General features: G+C 67.2%; 17 protein-coding genes. 8 read left to right on the top strand and 9 right to left on the bottom strand.

Going from position 1 to position 16,621, the window contains the following annotated elements; all coding sequences use genetic code 11:
* The first annotated feature begins 202 nt into the window (after positions 1–202).
* Positions 203–1,534, top strand: coding sequence for an MFS transporter (locus tag GV790_RS19985; protein ID WP_163814833.1), 1,332 nt, complete (start codon positions 203–205; stop codon positions 1,532–1,534).
* 7 nt (positions 1,535–1,541) lie between these two features.
* Here the strand turns inward: GV790_RS19985 and GV790_RS19980 are convergent, their stop codons facing one another.
* Complete coding sequence (locus GV790_RS19980) at positions 1,542–2,150, bottom strand: TetR family transcriptional regulator (protein WP_228806570.1); 609 nt, start codon at positions 2,148–2,150, stop codon at positions 1,542–1,544.
* 180 nt (positions 2,151–2,330) lie between these two features.
* Between GV790_RS19980 and GV790_RS19975 the strand changes: the two genes are divergently transcribed.
* The 5 genes from GV790_RS19975 to GV790_RS19955 all read left to right on the top strand — a co-directional run bounded on the left by GV790_RS19975 (position 2,331) and on the right by GV790_RS19955 (position 6,381).
* Complete coding sequence (locus GV790_RS19975; RefSeq protein ID WP_163814831.1) at positions 2,331–3,389, top strand: ferredoxin reductase; 1,059 nt, start codon at positions 2,331–2,333, stop codon at positions 3,387–3,389.
* Positions 3,390–3,409: 20 nt separating this feature from the next.
* A complete protein-coding gene (locus GV790_RS19970; protein ID WP_163814830.1) occupies positions 3,410–4,594 on the top strand; it encodes a fatty acid desaturase family protein in 1,185 nt (394 codons plus the stop codon).
* The gene (locus tag GV790_RS19965; RefSeq protein ID WP_163814829.1) at positions 4,595–4,939 is read left to right on the top strand and encodes a hypothetical protein; all 345 of its coding nucleotides are present in this window, start codon (positions 4,595–4,597) and stop codon (positions 4,937–4,939) included.
* A gap of 225 nt (positions 4,940–5,164) precedes the next feature.
* Positions 5,165–5,485, top strand: coding sequence for a hypothetical protein (locus tag GV790_RS19960; RefSeq protein WP_163814828.1), 321 nt, complete (start codon positions 5,165–5,167; stop codon positions 5,483–5,485).
* 173 nt (positions 5,486–5,658) lie between these two features.
* On the top strand, positions 5,659–6,381 hold the full coding sequence (locus GV790_RS19955) for a DUF4389 domain-containing protein (protein WP_163814827.1): 723 nt from the start codon (positions 5,659–5,661) through the stop codon (positions 6,379–6,381).
* 61 nt (positions 6,382–6,442) lie between these two features.
* Here the strand turns inward: GV790_RS19955 and GV790_RS19950 are convergent, their stop codons facing one another.
* The 8 genes from GV790_RS19950 to GV790_RS19915 form a co-directional block, all read right to left on the bottom strand.
* Entirely contained in the window at positions 6,443–7,684 is a 1,242-nt protein-coding gene (locus GV790_RS19950) for an MFS transporter (RefSeq protein ID WP_280213561.1), read from the bottom strand.
* Positions 7,681–8,787 carry a PLP-dependent cysteine synthase family protein gene (locus tag GV790_RS19945; RefSeq protein ID WP_256673407.1) on the bottom strand — a complete coding sequence of 369 codons (1,107 nt, stop codon included), beginning with the start codon at positions 8,785–8,787 and terminating at the stop codon, positions 7,681–7,683. The genes GV790_RS19950 and GV790_RS19945 overlap by 4 nt, the downstream gene beginning before the upstream one ends.
* Positions 8,788–9,035: 248 nt before the next feature.
* The gene (locus GV790_RS19940; protein ID WP_163814826.1) at positions 9,036–9,461 is read right to left on the bottom strand and encodes a hypothetical protein; all 426 of its coding nucleotides are present in this window, start codon (positions 9,459–9,461) and stop codon (positions 9,036–9,038) included.
* Between the two features lie 46 nt (positions 9,462–9,507).
* Complete coding sequence (locus tag GV790_RS19935; RefSeq protein WP_163814825.1) at positions 9,508–10,005, bottom strand: excalibur calcium-binding domain-containing protein; 498 nt, start codon at positions 10,003–10,005, stop codon at positions 9,508–9,510.
* Positions 10,006–10,414: 409 nt separating this feature from the next.
* Positions 10,415–11,392, bottom strand: coding sequence for an ABC transporter ATP-binding protein (locus GV790_RS19930; protein WP_163814824.1), 978 nt, complete (start codon positions 11,390–11,392; stop codon positions 10,415–10,417).
* On the bottom strand, positions 11,393–12,214 hold the full coding sequence (locus tag GV790_RS19925; protein WP_163814823.1) for an ABC transporter permease: 822 nt from the start codon (positions 12,212–12,214) through the stop codon (positions 11,393–11,395).
* Positions 12,207–13,034, bottom strand: coding sequence for an ABC transporter permease (locus GV790_RS19920; protein WP_163814822.1), 828 nt, complete (start codon positions 13,032–13,034; stop codon positions 12,207–12,209). Before GV790_RS19920 ends, GV790_RS19925 begins: the two co-directional genes overlap by 8 nt.
* Before the next feature lie 86 nt (positions 13,035–13,120).
* On the bottom strand, positions 13,121–14,053 hold the full coding sequence (locus tag GV790_RS19915) for a LysR family transcriptional regulator (RefSeq protein ID WP_375139407.1): 933 nt from the start codon (positions 14,051–14,053) through the stop codon (positions 13,121–13,123).
* A gap of 147 nt (positions 14,054–14,200) precedes the next feature.
* Here GV790_RS19915 and mmsB point away from each other — a divergent pair, with 147 nt between their 5' ends.
* Positions 14,201–15,094, top strand: a complete 894-nt coding sequence (gene mmsB / locus GV790_RS19910) for a 3-hydroxyisobutyrate dehydrogenase (protein WP_163814821.1) — start codon at positions 14,201–14,203, stop codon at positions 15,092–15,094.
* A gap of 25 nt (positions 15,095–15,119) precedes the next feature.
* Positions 15,120–16,604 carry a CoA-acylating methylmalonate-semialdehyde dehydrogenase gene (locus GV790_RS19905; RefSeq protein ID WP_163814820.1) on the top strand — a complete coding sequence of 495 codons (1,485 nt, stop codon included), beginning with the start codon at positions 15,120–15,122 and terminating at the stop codon, positions 16,602–16,604.
* Positions 16,605–16,621 lie beyond the last annotated feature (17 nt).

The raw sequence follows: 16,621 nt of genomic DNA, 5'->3' as shown, positions 1-16,621 counted from the left end.
CCACACAGGGTATCCGAGACCGCAAGTACTATGCAACTGGGTGCATATGAATCCTTCAGGTGTGTAGGACCAGCGTAGGCCGGACGCCCCGCGGCTCGGTAGGGGCTGCGCCCGCGCCTGCTCGGCGACTGCGCGATTTGCCCTGACCAGGCGCGCTGCCGAGAACCCGGCTGGGTGGCCCGGTGTCGATTAGGGTGCGCGTATGAGTGAGGTCGACGTGCGCGGTGCGGCCGGGACCGGGCGCGGGCAGGTGGTGGCGTGGGGGCTGTGGGACTGGGGTTCGGCCGCCTTCAATGCCGTCATCTTGACCTTCGTCTTCTCGGTGTATCTGACCGACAGTGTCGGCGATGATCTGCCCGGCGATATCTCGGCGGGCGCCTGGCTGGGCTGGGCGCTCGGCATCGCCGGGCTGGTGGTCGCGCTGACCGCGCCGGTCAGCGGACAGCGCTTCGACGCCACCGCCAACCGTAAACGGTCGCTCGGTGCGCTGACCGCGTTGACCATCGCCGCGATGGCCGCGATGTTCTTCGTGCACGACGATTACCGCGATCTGTGGCTCGGACTGGTCCTGCTCGGTGTCGGCTCGGCCTGCTTCGAACTGGCCAACGTGCCCTACAACGCCATGCTGCGCCAGGTGTCGACCCCGGCCACCGTGGGCCGGGTGTCCGGATTCGGCTGGGCCATGGGCTATTTCGGCGGCATCTTCCTGCTGCTGATCTGCTATCTCGGCTTCATCGCCGGTGACGGCGACCGGCGCGGGCTGTTCGGCATCCCCACCGACGACGGCCTCAATATCCGATTGGTCGCCGTGCTGGCCGCGGTCTGGTTCGCGGCGTTCGCTCTGCCGGTGCTGTTCGCGGTGCCCGAAGTCGTGCGCACCGGAGCCGACCCGGGTGCGGCCAGTGCCGGATTCCTCGGCTCCTACCGGGTGCTGTGGCGCGACCTGCGTGAGCTGTGGATCACCGACCGGCGCACGGTCGGATTCCTGTTGGCCAGCGCCATCTTCCGTGACGGCCTGGCGGGTGTGTTCACCTTTGGTGCGGTGCTCGCGGTCGGTGTGTACGGCATCGCCGACGCCGATGTGCTGCTGTTCGGCATCGCCGCCAATGTGGTCGCGGCACTCGGTGCGATCATCGCGGGCCGCTTCGACGACCGCATCGGCCCGAAGCGGGTGATCGTGGTGTCGCTGGTGTCGATGATCATCTGTGGCACGGTGCTGCTCGTGGTGTCCGGCCCGCTCATGTTCTGGGTGTTCGGCCTGATGCTGACGGTGTTCGTCGGGCCTGCCCAGTCCTCGGCCCGTTCTTTCCTGGCGCGGCTCGCGCCGGCGGGCCGGGAGGGGCAGCTGTTCGGCCTCTACACCACCACCGGGCGGGCGGTCTCGTTCCTGGCTCCGATGCTGTTCGGTTTCTTCGCGTGGGCGTTCGCCACCGATCGCGCGGGCATCGTCGGCCTGCTCGTGGTGCTCGGCCTCGGGCTGCTCGCCCTGCTCACGGTGCCCGGACCGGACCCGGTGCCGGAGCCGGCGGAATGAGCGGTGGCTACGGCTTCCAGACGCCCATGCCCAGCGCGATGAGCCGAACCTGGTACACCGTGCGGTCGATGGTGCTCTGCTGGTCGCGCGGCGCGGCGGCGACATAATCGGCGATGCCGTCGGCCACCGTGGACACGATCAGATCCGCGGCCAGCTCGAGATCGTCCGATGACCAGGAGTCCAGCGCGCTGATCCGGGAGAAATCGACCACCAGCTCGCGCACGATCAACTGCATCTCCATGGCGATCGCCTGACGCAGTGCCGCCGAGCCGCCGCGGCGCTCACGGGTGAGGAATCCGAACAGCTCGCGCTTGTCGGCCACCTGATCGAAGACGAAACGCACGGTCTCCGACAGTTGCGCATCCGGCCTGCGGCGCAATTGCCGCAGCGCCAGCCGGAGGGCCTTGACGCCTTCGTCGACGAGGGTGGCGCCCAGATCGTCCAGTGAGGCGAAATGCCGGTAGAACGCGGTGGGCACGATGCCCGCCGAACGGGCGATCTCGCGCAGGCTGAGCGCGGCGAACCCGCGATCCGCGGCGAGCGCGAGGGTCCCGTCCAGCAGCGCCCGCCGCGTGCGCTCTTTGCGCACGACCCGAGTTTCCGCCTGCTCGCTCATCCCGGTGAGCATACATCCGTTCACCATGCGCTCTTTCTCCAGATGTAGTTCGCGTCACACCAGCTGCTGGTTGACATCCGTCCCCGGTCATCAGTCACACTATTGAGTGTACAGACGTACACTGAAATTTGTCTCGGGCTCGACTGCCGAGTGTGACCAACGACAGCACGGAGAAACCGCATGGTGGATCTCATCAACTTGGTGCAGACCCTGACCACACCGCATCCGCTCGACCGCTATCTGGAGCTGGTGCGCCCGATGCTCACCGCCAGGGAAATGCGGGCGGAAGTGGTGCGGGTGGACCGTTCGGTGCCCGGCACGGTCTCGCTGTCGCTGCGGCCGACGCGCCAGTGGTCCGGCTTGCTCGCCGGCCAGTTCGTGCAGATCGGCGTCGTCATCGATGGCGTGCGCCACACCCGCTGCTACTCACCGGTGAATTCGCAGCACCAGCGCGACCGTCGCATCGACCTGACCATCCGAGTGCATCCGGAAGGCCTGGTCTCGCGGTACCTGCACCGGGCCGCCGAACCGGGCCTCGTCGTCGATCTGGCACCCGCCTCGGGTGTCTTCCATCTACCCGAGCAGCGGCCGGACCGGGTACTGCTGATCAGCGGCGGCAGCGGCATCACGCCGGTACTGTCGATGCTGCGCACCCTCACCGACGAGGGGTGCACCGGCCCGGTGGTGTTCCTGCACTACGCCCGCTCGCCGGAATACGTTCCGCACCGCGCGGAACTGGCCGCCATCGCCGCCGCCCATCCCAACGTGTCACTGCAGATGCGTTATCCGGAACTGGATGGCAGCGCCTTCGACTACGACGAACTCGAGCGGACCGCACCGTGGTTCGCCGACGCGCACACCTACCTGTGCGGGCCGGGCCCGCTGATGGATTCGGTGCGCAGAGTGTTCGAGGCCGAACAGCTCGGCGACCGCCTGCACACCGAGGAGTTCACGGTGTCGGTGGCGCCGGTCGACGCCGCTGACGCGCACGGCACGGTGACCTTCTCTGCCAGTGGCGTCAGCGCTGACAACACCGGCGAAAGCCTGCTCGAACAAGCCGAAGCCGCCGGGCTGAACCCGGAATACGGCTGCCGGATGGGTATCTGCTTCTCCTGCACCGCCGTCCGGCGCACCGGCTGTACGCGCAACCTGCGCACCGGTGAGACCGACGCCGATCCCGATCAGCCCATCCAACTCTGTGTCAGCGCCGCCGTCGGCGACGTCGACATCGACATCTGACAACTGAAGGGGAGCAACCGATGACCATTCTGACCGAGACGAAGGACGGCCCACTCGTCCTCACGCCGGAGCAGGTCGAGGAGATCGGCCGCGCGCTCGACGAGCTCCGCGACCGCATCGTCGCCGACCTCGGCGAACGCGACCGTGAATACATCTACTCGATCATCAAGGCGCAGCGCGGTTTCGAGATCGCCGGTCGCGGCCTGATGTACCTGGGGTTCCTGCCGCCGTTCTGGCTGGCCGGCGTCGCCGCGCTCGGGGTGTCCAAGATCCTGGACAACATGGAGATCGGCCACAACGTCATGCACGGCCAGTACGACTGGATGCGTGAACAGGGCCTCAATTCCCGGGTGTTCGAATGGGATACGGTCTGCCCGGCCGACCAGTGGAAGCATTCGCACAACTACATGCACCACACCTACACCAACATCCACGGCCGCGACCGCGACATCGGCTACGGCATCCTGCGCATCGACGAGGATCAGAAGTGGAATCCGTACTACCTGGGTAATCCGGTGTACGCCTTCCTGCTGATGGTCTTCTTCGAGTGGGGCGTGATGCTGCACGACCTGGAGGCCGACAACATCATCCAGGGCAAGCGCAAGTGGTCGGATCTGAAGCCGCTGATCAAGGGGCAGCTGCGGAAGTCCGGGCGCCAGGTGCTCAAGGACTACCTCATCTTCCCCGCGCTGACCGGGCCGCTGTTCGTCAGCACGCTGGCGGGCAACTTCACCGCGAACCTGGTCCGCAACCTGTGGGCGTACTCGATCATCTTCTGCGGACACTTCCCCTCGGGCGTACAGACGTTCACCGAAGAGGAGACCGAATTCGAGACCCGCGGTGAGTGGTATGTCCGGCAGATGCTCGGCTCGGCCAACATCACCGGCAGCAAACTGTTCCACATCATGTCGGGCAACCTGTCGCATCAGATCGAGCACCATCTGTTCCCCGACCTGCCCGCCAACCGCTACCCGGAGATGGCACCCGAGGTCGAGGCGCTGTGCCGGAAATACGGTCTCCCGTACAACACCGGGCCGTTCAGCAAGCAGATCGCTTCGGTGTGGGTGAAGATTTTCCAGCTGGCGCTGCCGCCGAGTCTGCTCGAATCCCGTTTCGCCGGCCTGCTGCCCGCTGCACTACGGAAGCGAAAGGCCCCCGGTGTTATCGTGATGCGACAGCGGAAGGCTACCGAAGTGGGCGTGTAAATGATCGGGAAATTCGAAGCCAACAAAGATCTGATCCAGGAATTGACGTCCTCCGGCGCCCGGCATGTCGGCAATATCGCCACCATCATCACCGGCACCGTCCAGGAGGTCACCCGGGAGATCGGTGAGTGGATCACCGACGCGATCGAAATGAACGAAGCGGCGGCCGCGGCCAAACGCGACGCCGCCGCGGGCCCGATCGAGGCCGACGCCGACGACCAAGGGCTCGATGCCGAACCCCGGCTCGCCGATCCGGCCGACGATCCTCGATTCGACGCCGCCGCCCCGCCGGCGAGCTATGTCGAGGCCGAGATCGTCGAACCCGAGTCCGACGGCCCGCGGTAGCCGCGGGTCCGCCGACCACCATCGCGGCGAACCCCGTGGATGGCAGCGCCGGCGCCGAGAGGTCCGACTGGGACGGGCGACTCTCGGCGCCGGTGCGATCCGCGCTGTGCCGCTTGCCCGCCCGCACCGCCTGCGGATCGCGTCGATCCGGCCCCGGCGCATCCCCGGCAACTGCCAGCGCGTAGTGCCTGCGCACCGCACCTCGATGGGCTAGCCTCGGAGTTTGTGCCCGCCTACGTCTCCTCGCCCGAGTTGACATTCGGCTTCATGTTCGCGCTGGAAGACCCCGAGCGAATCGCCGAGGTCATCCGCGATCTCATGCTGCGCCAGACGGTATCGGTGTTCCGGCTGGCCCGGCTGTCCGACGACGAGGGCCCGCCGCAACGCTACGTCGTGAACTGGTCGTCGATTCCGCAGATCACCATCACCACCAGCGCACCCGAACCCGATGTGCTGCGCGAGGATCGCATCATGCTGGTCAACGCGTTCCTCGGCGAGGACGGCGATATCAGTCTGTACTCCGCGCACGGCGAAGCGCCACACTGAGGCGAATTCCGTTCCGGAAAGCCCGCGACACCAACTTTGTTCGCCCGGCGAATGATTTGTTGGCGTGTCGGTACCGCAACGTTGTCGAAGTCGAAGCTGTTGTGGGACACAATCGCCACATACGGCCATCGTGCCGCCCTGCTCCCCGAGCATCGGTGAAGGAGTGTCGAAACATGCAACCCGACAATCCCGAGAATATCGGCGTCCCCGCGACATCCGGCTATCCCGTCTACGTCCGCGGCGATCTCGATCCCACGCTGTCGCGGTGGATGTGGCTGGTGAAGTGGATTCTCGCTATTCCGCACTACATCGTGTTGTTCTTCTTGCACATCGCCTACGCGATCGTCACGATCATCGCATTCTTCGCGATTCTGTTCACCGGCCGGTACCCGCGGGCGCTGTTCGAATTCAATGTCGGGGTGATGCGCTGGTCGTGGCGGGTCAGCTTCTATGCGTGGGGGGTGCTCGGCACCGACAAATACCCGCCGTTCTCGCTCGATTCGAAGCCGGACTATCCGGCCGACGTCGTCGTCGACTATCCCGAACGCCTGCATCGCGGCCTGGTGCTGGTGAAGTGGTGGTTGCTGGCGATCCCGCACTATCTGCTGGTCGGGGCCATGGTCAGCGGTACCTGGGCGGCGACGGGCTGGGATGAGGAGTGGTCGGGCGCCTATGCGCCGCCGGTGCTCGGCCTGCTGGTGTTGTTCGCGGTCATCGCGTTGCTGTTCACCGCGCGCTACCCCGGAGGCCTGTTCGATTTCGTCCTCGGCATTCAGCGCTGGGCGTTGCGTGTACAGGCGTACGCCTCGCTCATGCGCGACGAGTACCCGCCGTTCCGGCTCGACCAGGGCGCTCGCGAACCCGGCATGCCGGACGGCCCAAGTGCCATGAAGTAGACGCTCGGCGCGGCCGTGGGTGGTGTGCCCGGAATCCCGGTGCACACCACCCACCGGTGTGTCAGCCGACGGGAACCGGCGCGTCCAACCGTCCGGCTCGGGCGAGCAGGGCCAGCCCGCCCGCCGAGACCACGCCGATCGCGATCAAGCCGGCCCACGCGAGCGAACTGACTCCCGCCGCGCGCGCCGCGTCCAGGATGGTGCCCGTGCCCAGATTGCCGAGCAGGATGCCGACGCCGACGATGGTGTTGTACAGCCCGTAATGGGTGGCCACCAGCCGATCGCCGCACAGCGCGACCACGGTATCCATCTCGAACGGGAACACCGCCGCCGCACCGACACCGAGCACCGCCGCCGTCGACAGCATGGCCCCGATCGCGACCGAGGTGCCGAGCCCGGTGCCGGGTACCAGCAACAACGGCACGAACGCGGCCGCCAGGATGCCCATGCCGAGAACCAGGCTCTGCGGCCGCCCCCAGCGTGCGGCGAACCAGCGGGTGATCCGCAGCTGGCCCGCGATGGCGATCAGCCCCGACACCACGAACACCGCCGTCATCAGCGTGGCGGCGGCCTCGGCTCCCACGACCCTGGTCGCCTGCATCGGCAGGGCCAGATACACCTGGAACGACAGCACGTAACAGCCGATCATGGCCGCGGAGAACAGCAGGAACGGCCGATTGGCCAGGACGACCCGCCAATCGTCGAGCACCGAGGCCGTCTTCTGCTCCGCCTCATGCTGTGGCAGCGCGCGCAACTGGGCGACGGTCAGCAACGCGAAAACGATCGCCGACCCGGCGGCGGTGGCCCGGAAATCGAAGGCCATCAAAGCAAGTCCGACCACCGGTCCGAACAGGATCCCCGCCTGGTAGAAGATATTGAACATGGCGAAGGCCTCGACGCGGCGATCGGCGGAGTCCACCGCGAGATAGGCCCGTACCGCCGGATTGAACAGGGCGCCCGCGAATCCCGTTGCGGCCGAGGCGATGATCAGGGCAGGCAGCGAATCGGCGAAGGCCAGTAGCGCGAAGCCGCCCGTGCGCAACAGACATCCCGCGACGATCAACGGTTTGTATCCGAGCCGGTCGGCCAGCGTGCCACCTACCAGGAACATGCCTTGCTGGCTGAAATTGCGGATGCCGAGCACCAGCCCGACCGCCCAGGCCGCCAGACCCAACGGGCCTGCCATGTACCCGGCCAGATACGGCATCAGCATGAAGAAGCCGGTGTTGATGGCGAACTGATTGATCATCAGCATCCGGCTCGGCTTGCTGAAACTGCGATAGGTGGCGAGGAACTCGGTCACCGGCTGCTCTCCTGAGTGATGTCGTGGCGCGGGTCGATACTCGACGCGATGGCACCATGCGGGGTGGACGTCTGGTGGGCGCGGCCGCGACCCCGCGGATCGATCACAGTGGTGCACCGGGTCCAGCTGGTGACGACGGCATCGTCCGGGTGGCCGATGGTGGCGGGCTCGTCCGGAATCGCGGCGTCGAGCAAGCCGTGCGCGCGGCAGTAGTCGTCGTTGTAGACGGTGTCGAAGTATCGCAGCGGACCGTCCGGGAACACGGCGGCGATGCGCACGTGGGGTTCGGTGGTACGGGCCAGCCATCCGGCCACCAGCGCGACGGCGCCGACACTCCAGCCGCCGCTGGCATGGTGGGTCGCGGTCAGCGCCCGGCAGGCCCACACCGCTTCCTCCGGTGCGACCCAATGGATTTCGTCGAAGGCGTCGTAGTCGACGTTCTCGGGATGGATGCTGGAGCCGAGCCCGCGCATCAGTCGCGGGCCCGCAGGCTGGCCGAAGATGGTGGAGGCCACCGTGTCGACCCCGACGAGCCGCAGATCCGGGAAGTACTCGCGCAGTACCCGGGCCACCCCGGAGGAGTGGCCGCCGGTGCCCACCGAGCAGACCAGCACGTCGATCCGGCCCAGCTGCGCCACCAGCTCCAGCGCCAGTGAACGGTAGGCCTCCCGGTTGTCGGGATTGCGGTACTGATCTGGGCACCAGGCCGTCGGGTCCTCGGCCATTAGCTGCGCGACCCGATCGCGGCGGGCCTGCTGCCAGCCGCCGACCGGATGCGATTCCTCGACGAGCTCCACGCGGGCGCCGTAGGCGGCGAGCATGTGGCGCATCAACGGTTCCAGGCCGGGATCGGTGACGAGGGTGACGGGGTGCCCGTGCACCATCCCGGCCAGCGCGAGACCGAGGCCGAGCGTGCCGCTGGTCGATTCGATGATCTGGGCGCCAGGAGCCAGCGCGCCGCGAGCGGTGGCACGTTCGACCATGTGCAAGGCGGTGCGGTCTTTCATACCGCCCGGATTGGCGCCCTCGAGTTTCGCCCAGAACCCGCGGCCGGCCGGCGCGAGCGGTTCGGTGATCCACAGCACAGGGGTGTTGCCGACCATCGTGGCTGGTCGGGGGCACCGATGCGCCGTGGTCAGCAGGGCGGCGGGACTGACGGTATCGGTACGGGGAGCGGTGGGGTGCGAGGCCACCGCGCCGGCGAGCGCGGTCGGGGAGAGGGCAGCACTGTGCAGTGCAGAAGACATAATGAACAGTCGATTCTGTGCGGTCGCTGATCGCAGCGAACAGGTGTGAGTGCGGAATGCACGAACACCGGCCGGCCCGGCAGCATCGGCCTGACGCTGACCGATCAGTTCCTGGCGATACAGAATCGAGTGAGCAATTCCCGGCCGCTGACGGCCGGTGCGCCGCTGGACGGTGGCGCCCGCACGCCGTGGGCGAGCGTTGCCGTCAGCGCGAGTGCGACGATCAGCAGCGCGGCGAGGACCAGCAGGTCGAACAGGCTGGCGCCGCTGCGCGGCAGCGTCGCGAGCACCGCTTCGGTGGGCAGATGCCGATCCGGTTCACCGGCGTGCGGATGCGGGATCGCCAGCGCACGTACCGCCTCCGGGGTCGCGATGCCGGGGTCGGTCGATTCGATATGGGGATGCACGACGGCCGAGGGGTGCGCCGGGAACACGTGGCATTCCGGCAGCGACATCGCGATCGACCACACCGCGAACAGGAACGCGACAACGACCCGCATACCCGGGGTACGTATCGCGCGGATGGTCACGTCTGCCGATAGTACAACCGTCGTCGGCGCTGGGGAGTCGGGCTCGTCAGCGCCGGCTGGAACCGGAGCGGCTGCCCGACCCGGAACGTCCCGAGCCGGTGCCCGAGCGGTTGCGGCTGTCGGAATCCCCACTGGAGGTGTGTTCGGGCGCCCGGGTGGTGCCGGGGGAGGCGGAACCGCCCGGATCCGGCTTCGGCGCCGGTGCGCCCGTCGGCGTCGGCGCGCTCTGTGTGGCCGCTCCCGGTATCACGCGTTTGGTGGTCGACGTGGCGGCCGGACGGTCGGCGCAGGCGAGGCCGTCGTTCTTACCGTCGAGCTGATCGAGCTGGGTCGTGTAACCGGCACTGCCGCGCCGCAGCGGAGCCTTCCCGGCATCCCACACCTGCTTGCAGTTCTGGAATGCCTGCGTGCTGGTGGCCGCCGCGCCGTGTGAGGAACTCGACGAGCGGCGTTTCTTACTCGAACCGCACCCGGTCATCGACAGCACCAGGACGGCGGCGAGCAACGCGCCGAGTATGACGAGCACAGGCCGGGATTTGACCATGATCGGCTCCCCCCAAAGGTTTTCGGATCAGGCGAACGTCAGCCAGTATCGACGACGCGATCGTCTACGGCAATATCTGCCCCGCAGACTTCCGGCCCGATGTTCATCGCGGGCAGTGTGGATCCCGAGTGCTGTGCCGATCAGCAACGCGAGCATCATCGCCGCGAGCAGCGCTATCGTCGTCATCGTTCACCTTCATGACCGGACGGGCTCGACCATCCGGCGCCGAGTCGCTCCGGAATACGTCGGACAGGTCCGAGCTGCGGCGCGGTGGGTGCCGCGCCGGTAGACTTTCCTCGCGCGAGAGGTGCTCGCGTTCACCCCTTCATCCACCCGGCTACCTGTGGTGTTACGTGTCCGCCCGCGTGTCGCGCACCTGCGTGTGGCGCCGTGCGAGCGCGCCGGTTGATCAGCGGGCGGACTGGTAGATCCGGCGCACGATGTCCTCGATCTCCGGCTCTTCGATGGACAGATCACGTACCTCTGATCGCTCCGAGACCGCCGCCAGAAGCGAAGCGGCGGTGGTGATTTCGGCATCGAAGGCCAGCCGTTGCCGCACCCCGCCGCCTTCGCTGGACACCAAGGTCGCACCCGGCAGATCGTTCAGATCCGGTGTCGCTTCGGCCAGATCCACCACCAGGACCCGCCGTGCGCCGACGGTCGCGCCGAGCCCGGCCAGCGTTCCGTCGTAGACCAAGCGGCCGTGATCGACCACCAGCACGCGATCGCAGAGCCGCTCGATATCGCCCATATCGTGGGTGGTCAGCAGCAAGGTGGTGCCGCGCTGGGTGCGCTCATCGCGCAGGAATTCGCGCAATCGCTGCTTGGACAGCACATCGAGTCCGATGGTCGGCTCGTCCAGGATGACGAGGTCGGGGGAGTGCAGCAACGCCGCCGCCACCTCGGCGCGCATGCGCTGGCCCAGCGATAGCTGGCGCACCGGGGTATCGAGGGTGTCGCTCATCTCCAGCTGCTCGACCAGCTCGTGCGTGCGTTTGCGGGCGATCTCCGGGTCCAGCCGATGGATCGCGGAGAGAATCGAAAACGATTCGCGCAGCGGCAGATCCCACCACAGCTGGGACCGCTGACCGAAGACCACACCGATGCGGCTCGCCAGCTGCCTGCGCTGACGCACCGGCTCGAGGCCACAGGTCCGCACCTGCCCGGAGGTTGGCACCAGAATGCCGGTCAGCATCTTGATGGTGGTGGATTTGCCCGCACCGTTGGCGCCGATATAGCCCACCGCCGCGCCGCGTTCGATCCGGAAGCTCATCCGGTCGACGGCGGTGAGCACTTCCCGACGCTTGCGCCAGCGGTCGCCGTGCTTGCGACGCAGAACGAATTGCCTGGTCAGATTCTCGATCTCGATGATCGGCCCGTCGTTCATCTATCCGCCGCCTCCCTGGTAGTGCCTGGTGCCGAGCCGCCATGCGCCGAGCGCGATCAGCCATACCCACAGCGCGGCCAGCGGCGTCAGCCAGGCAAGCCAGGCCGGCAGAAACGCCGGCCCCGGCACGCCGAGCAGGGCGATGGCGGGCAGGTAGGCAGTGAACGCGACCGGGATGGCGAAGCCGAACAGCAGCCGCAACGGTGGTGGGAACACCGAGGCGGGCTGGGTGGCGGCGAAGACGCCGCCGTAGGTGAAGCTGTTGGTGAGTTCGGAGCCGTCGATCAGGTAGAACTGGCAGCCGGCGGCGCAGACGAACAAACCACCGAACAGCGCGATACCACTCGCCAGCGCCATGACCAGCAGGGCGACCGACGCGAGCGACCAATCGATATCGTTGCGAGCCAACCCGACGATCAGCACCGTGATCGAGACGATCGCGCGGGCGAATCGGCGCAGCGCGATATCGCCGGTGATCAATTGCAGCAGTAGTGGTTGCGGGCGCAGGTGGTAGATGTCGAGGGTGCCGAGCCTGATCAGCGTCGGCAGCTGGTCGAGGTGCCCGAACAGCACCTGGGCCAGCGCGAACGCGGTATTGCTCAATCCGAACAGCAACAACGCGCCATCCAGATCGAGTCCACCGAGCACCCGCCCGCTGCCGAAGATCACCCATACTTCGCCGAACTCGGCCAGCCCCAGCAACAGCGAGCCGAACAGATCGCTGGCGAAGGAGAGCCGGTAGCTGCGCTGGGCGTCGAGGCGCGAACGCAATACCGCACGATAGGGGGTGAGCCAGGTGCCGGCCGCGGTTCGATCAACCACCCTGCACCTCGAGTTTGCGTCGACCCGCCCGCAGGAGCACCTGACCGAGCGCACCGATCGTCACCACCCAGAACAACTGGACGCCGACGACCTGGAGCGCGTCGACCCCGAGCACCCGGCCCGAGAGCACATCGACCGGCGCCTGCAGGATGGACGGGAACGGCGTGGCGTTCGCGACGGTGCGCAACCAGTCGGGAAACGCGTGGATCGGCACGGCCAGCCCGGCCAGGAACACTCCGCAGGTACTGTGCAGGATTTCGATTCCGCGTGTCTCCACCACCCAGAAACCGGCGGTGGCCACCGCGAACAGGCACAGAAACGACACCGCGACCGCCAGCGCCACGCTGATCAAGCCGACGACATAGGGTCCCGGCGTCGTGGGCATGGTCAATCCGAACGTGAGTGTCCCGACCAGGATGCTCGGCACACCGCGCGGTAGCAAAGTGCAGGTGGCGCGGCCCAGATCCGCTGCCAGATAGCCGAATTGCACGTCCACCGGGCGCAGGAAGTCGATCGCGATGTCCCCGGTGCGGACCCGTTCACGCAATTCCGAACTCGGCCCCATGAATTGGACCGCGCCGAGCAGACCCTGCGATATCCACACATAGGCGCCGATGCTCGCGGCGTCGTAGTCGCCGAAACTGCCCGCGGCCCCGACCGCGGCCACCATGACCGCCGCGCGGACGAGCCCGAAGACACAGTTGGTGAACAGTCCCGCGAACATGGCCAGTTTGTATTGCCATTGCCGCCGGAAACCGGCCACCGCCAGATACCAATACACCGCAGACGACCTGCGCAGATCCTGCGCAACGGTGAGCATGCCGAACCCCCTCCCGACGCCGAGGCGCAAGGATACGACTCTACATGCCCCGTGGGCGCGCCGGAAGCGAACGGCGGGCGGGACCGTCAGCCGGGACGTCCGCGCAGCTCGTGCGACCGCGACTCGACCTCACTGCGCAGGGCGGCGAGCACCGCGCGTACCGCGTTGCTGCGCAAGGATTCCTCGCGTGCCACCGACCAATACGAGATCTCTGGATTGAACTCCTCGCGCAGCAGGCGGCGAAGTTCCGGTCGCTCGTCGGCCAGATACACCGGGAGGATGCCGATTCCGGCACCCGCGACCGTGGCCTCCACATGCGCGAACACGCTGGTCGAACGCAAGCTGGTGGCGGGCTGCGGCAGCAGCTTGGCGGCCAGATCCAATTCGTCGACCTGCAAGGCGGATTCGATGTAGTAGATCAATCGGTGGTCGGCGAGATCGGCCAGCGTCGCGGGGCTCCCATGGCGGGACAGGTAGGTCTCGCCGGCATAGAGGCCCAGATAGTAGTTGGTCAGATAGCGGGCGATGGCACGATGCACGTCCGGCCGGCCCGCCACGATTTCCAGATCCACACCCGACCGGTTCTGGCGTACCCGCCGGGTGGCGCTGATCAGCTCGACCGACAGCCGTGGATGGCTTTCCTGCAGCCGGGCAAGGGCAGGCACGGCGAACCGGACCGCGAAGCCGTCCGAGGCCGCGATCCGCACCAGGCCACTCACCCCGTCGCGGGCGGCCTGAGCGGGCGTGGCCAGCTGCTGCAGGGATCGCTCGATCTCCTCGGCCACGACCAGTGCGCCACGACCCAATTCGGTGAGTTCCCACCCGCCCGATCCGCGCACCAGGACGCGTCCGCCCATGGCCTTCTCGAGTGCGGCGATGCGCCGTGACGCCGTGGTCGAGTTCACCCCGAGCGCATCGGCGGCCGCGGAGAATTTGCCGAGCCGCGCTACGGCAAGCATGACCAGCAGATCATCGGGGTTGGGCTGGCCCGCGGCCATGTGTCGTCGCTCTGCGGTCATACCGCGATCTCACCACGGTGGCTGCAAATTTGCAGCACCTTGCTGCAAAAGTAGGTCGCGAACTGCATTGATCTCAATGCGTCGGGTCCCATAGCGTGGCCTGCATCACTCATCTCATGCCAATCGACATCAGGATGGAGCTCGACGATGGCAACAATCGCGTGGATCGGCCTCGGCCATATGGGCCACCCCATGACGGCGAATCTGGTGGCCAAAGGGCACACCGTCCACGGCTACGACCTGAACGCCGACGCGCTCGCCGCGGCGGCCGCGAAAGGTGTGAAGCCCTGTGCGTCGATCGCGGAGGCAGTGCGGGGCGTCGATGCCGTGTTCACCATGCTGCCCAAGGGTGAGAACGTCCGCGCGGTGTACGAGGGCCCCGATGGGGTACTCGCCCGGGCGGATTCGTCGGCGCTGCTGGTGGACAGCTCCACCATCGATATCGACACCGCGGCCGCCCTGCACGTGATGGCCCGCGCCCAAGGATTCCGCTTCGTCGACGCGCCCGTCTCCGGCGGCATCAGCGGCGCCGCCGCCGCGACGCTGACCTTCATGCTCGGCGGCGAACCCGATGCCGTGGATGCCGCGGCCGAACTCGTCGAGCCGATGAGCCGCAACATCATTCGCACCGGCGGCGCCACCTCCGGTCAGGCCGCCAAGATCTGCAACAACATGATGCTGCTGATCAATCTGGCCGGCTGCGCCGAAGGTGCGGTGCTGGCCCAGCGGCTCGGGCTCGACCCGCAGGTGTTCTGGAATGTGGCCTCGGTGTCGTCGGCGGATTCGTGGGCGCTGCGCACCTGGTATCCGGTACCGGGAATCGTCGAAACCTCCGCCGCCAACAACGGTTTCGATCCGACCTTCGCCGCGAGCCTGGCCAACAAGGACATCGGCCTGGCGCTGCAGGCCGGCGAATCCACCGGCACCCCGCTGCCGACGGCGAGCATCGTCGCGGGCCAGCTGCGCGACCTTGTCGACAGCGGCCTCGGCGACCGCGACTGCACGCTGATCATCAAGCACATCGACGACACCATCGCCTGACCTTCCGACCCGAAAGACGCAGACCATGAACCGCATTCCGCATTACCTCAACGGCAAACGCATCGACGCCGGGGTACGCACCGGCCCGGTCTTCGACCCCGCCACCGGCGCACAGACCGCCGAGGTGGTCTTCGCCTCCGCCCCGGAAGTCGCCGACGCCGTCCAGATCGCCAAGAACGCCCTTCCGGGCTGGCGCGCCACCAGCCTCATCAAGCGCTCCGATGTGTTCTTCCGGCTTCGCCACCTGATCGGCGAACGACGCGAGGAACTGGCGCGGATCATCTCCGCCGAGCACGGCAAGACCGTCGCCGACGCGGTGGGGGAGATCGCTCGTGGCGTGGAGAACGTCGAATTCGTGGCCGGGCTCACGCATCTGCTCAAGGGCGACTACTCCGAACAGGTCGCCGGCGGGGTCGACGTTCATCAGGTGAAGCAGCCGGTCGGTGTGGTCGCCTGCATCACCCCGTTCAACTTCCCCGCGATGGTGCCGCTGTGGATGGTGTCCTCGGCCATTGCCTGCGGCAACACCGTCATCCTCAAGCCGAGCGAAAAGGATCCCTCCGCGGCTGTGTTCATCGCCGAACTCTTCAGTGAGGCGGGTCTGCCGGATGACGTGCTGAATGTGGTGCACGGCGACAAGGAGGCCGTCGACGCACTCATCGACGACAGCGACGTCGCCGCGGTGAGTTTCGTCGGGTCCACACCCATCGCGGAGGCCATCTACCGCCGCGCCTCCGACCAGGGCAAGCGCGTGCAGGCCCTCGGTGGGGCGAAGAACCACATGGTGGTCATGCCCGACGCCGACCTCGACGCCGCGGCCGACGCGGCGGTGTCGGCCGCGTACGGTTCCGCAGGCGAGCGATGCATGGCGGTGTCGGTGCTGGTCGCCGTCGGCGAGGTCGCCGACCCGCTGATCGACAAGATCACCGATCGGGTGCGGGCCCTGCGGATCGGGCCCGGTTCGGATCCGGACTCGGAGATGGGACCGCTGATCACCCGCGAAGCCAGGGACCGGGTCGCCGGTTATGTGGCAGGCGCGGCCGCCGAGGGTGCGAAGGTCGTGGTCGACGGCCGTCAGCAGGTGTTCGACTCCGATGGATTCTTCATCGGCGTCAGCCTGATCGACGAGGTCCGTCCCGGTATGAAGGTCTACGACGACGAGATCTTCGGGCCGGTCCTCGCCGTCGTCCGCGTCGGCAGCTACCAGGAAGCCGTCGATCTGGTCAATGCCAACTACTACGGCAACGGCGTCGCCATCTTCACCCGCGACGGCAAGTCCGCCCGCCAGTTCGAGTTCGATGTGGAGGTCGGCATGGTCGGCGTCAACGTCCCGATCCCGGTGCCCATCGGCGCCTACTCGTTCGGCGGCTGGAAGAAATCGCTGTTCGGCGACACCCACATCTACGGCCCGGAGAGCATCCACTTCTACACCCGCAGCAAAGTGGTGACCACCCGCTGGCCGGAGCCTTCGGAAAGCCAGGTGAACCTGGGCTTCCCGACGAACTCCTGAATCCGGTTGCCTGCCCC

This window comes from Nocardia cyriacigeorgica, from assembly GCF_010858045.1.
Lineage (GTDB): Bacteria > Actinomycetota > Actinomycetes > Mycobacteriales > Mycobacteriaceae > Nocardia > Nocardia cyriacigeorgica_E.
The sequence above is the reverse complement of the archived record's forward strand: the minus strand, read 5'-3'. Positions and strand labels throughout refer to the sequence as shown.

Coding starts and splice junctions, on each gene's coding strand:
- mmsB (WP_163814821.1), top strand. CDS start 14,201: ATGGCAACAATCGCGTGGATCGGCCTCGGCCATATGGGCCACCCCATG.
- GV790_RS19905 (WP_163814820.1), top strand. CDS start 15,120: ATGAACCGCATTCCGCATTACCTCAACGGCAAACGCATCGACGCCGGG.
- GV790_RS19945 (WP_256673407.1), bottom strand. CDS start 8,787: ATGGTCGGCAACACCCCTGTGCTGTGGATCACCGAACCGCTCGCGCCG.
- GV790_RS19980 (WP_228806570.1), bottom strand. CDS start 2,150: ATGAGCGAGCAGGCGGAAACTCGGGTCGTGCGCAAAGAGCGCACGCGG.
- GV790_RS19915 (WP_375139407.1), bottom strand. CDS start 14,053: ATGACCGCAGAGCGACGACACATGGCCGCGGGCCAGCCCAACCCCGAT.
- GV790_RS19930 (WP_163814824.1), bottom strand. CDS start 11,392: ATGAACGACGGGCCGATCATCGAGATCGAGAATCTGACCAGGCAATTC.
- GV790_RS19965 (WP_163814829.1), top strand. CDS start 4,595: ATGATCGGGAAATTCGAAGCCAACAAAGATCTGATCCAGGAATTGACG.
- GV790_RS19955 (WP_163814827.1), top strand. CDS start 5,659: ATGCAACCCGACAATCCCGAGAATATCGGCGTCCCCGCGACATCCGGC.
- GV790_RS19920 (WP_163814822.1), bottom strand. CDS start 13,034: ATGCTCACCGTTGCGCAGGATCTGCGCAGGTCGTCTGCGGTGTATTGG.
- GV790_RS19970 (WP_163814830.1), top strand. CDS start 3,410: ATGACCATTCTGACCGAGACGAAGGACGGCCCACTCGTCCTCACGCCG.
- GV790_RS19985 (WP_163814833.1), top strand. CDS start 203: ATGAGTGAGGTCGACGTGCGCGGTGCGGCCGGGACCGGGCGCGGGCAG.
- GV790_RS19975 (WP_163814831.1), top strand. CDS start 2,331: ATGGTGGATCTCATCAACTTGGTGCAGACCCTGACCACACCGCATCCG.
- GV790_RS19935 (WP_163814825.1), bottom strand. CDS start 10,005: ATGGTCAAATCCCGGCCTGTGCTCGTCATACTCGGCGCGTTGCTCGCC.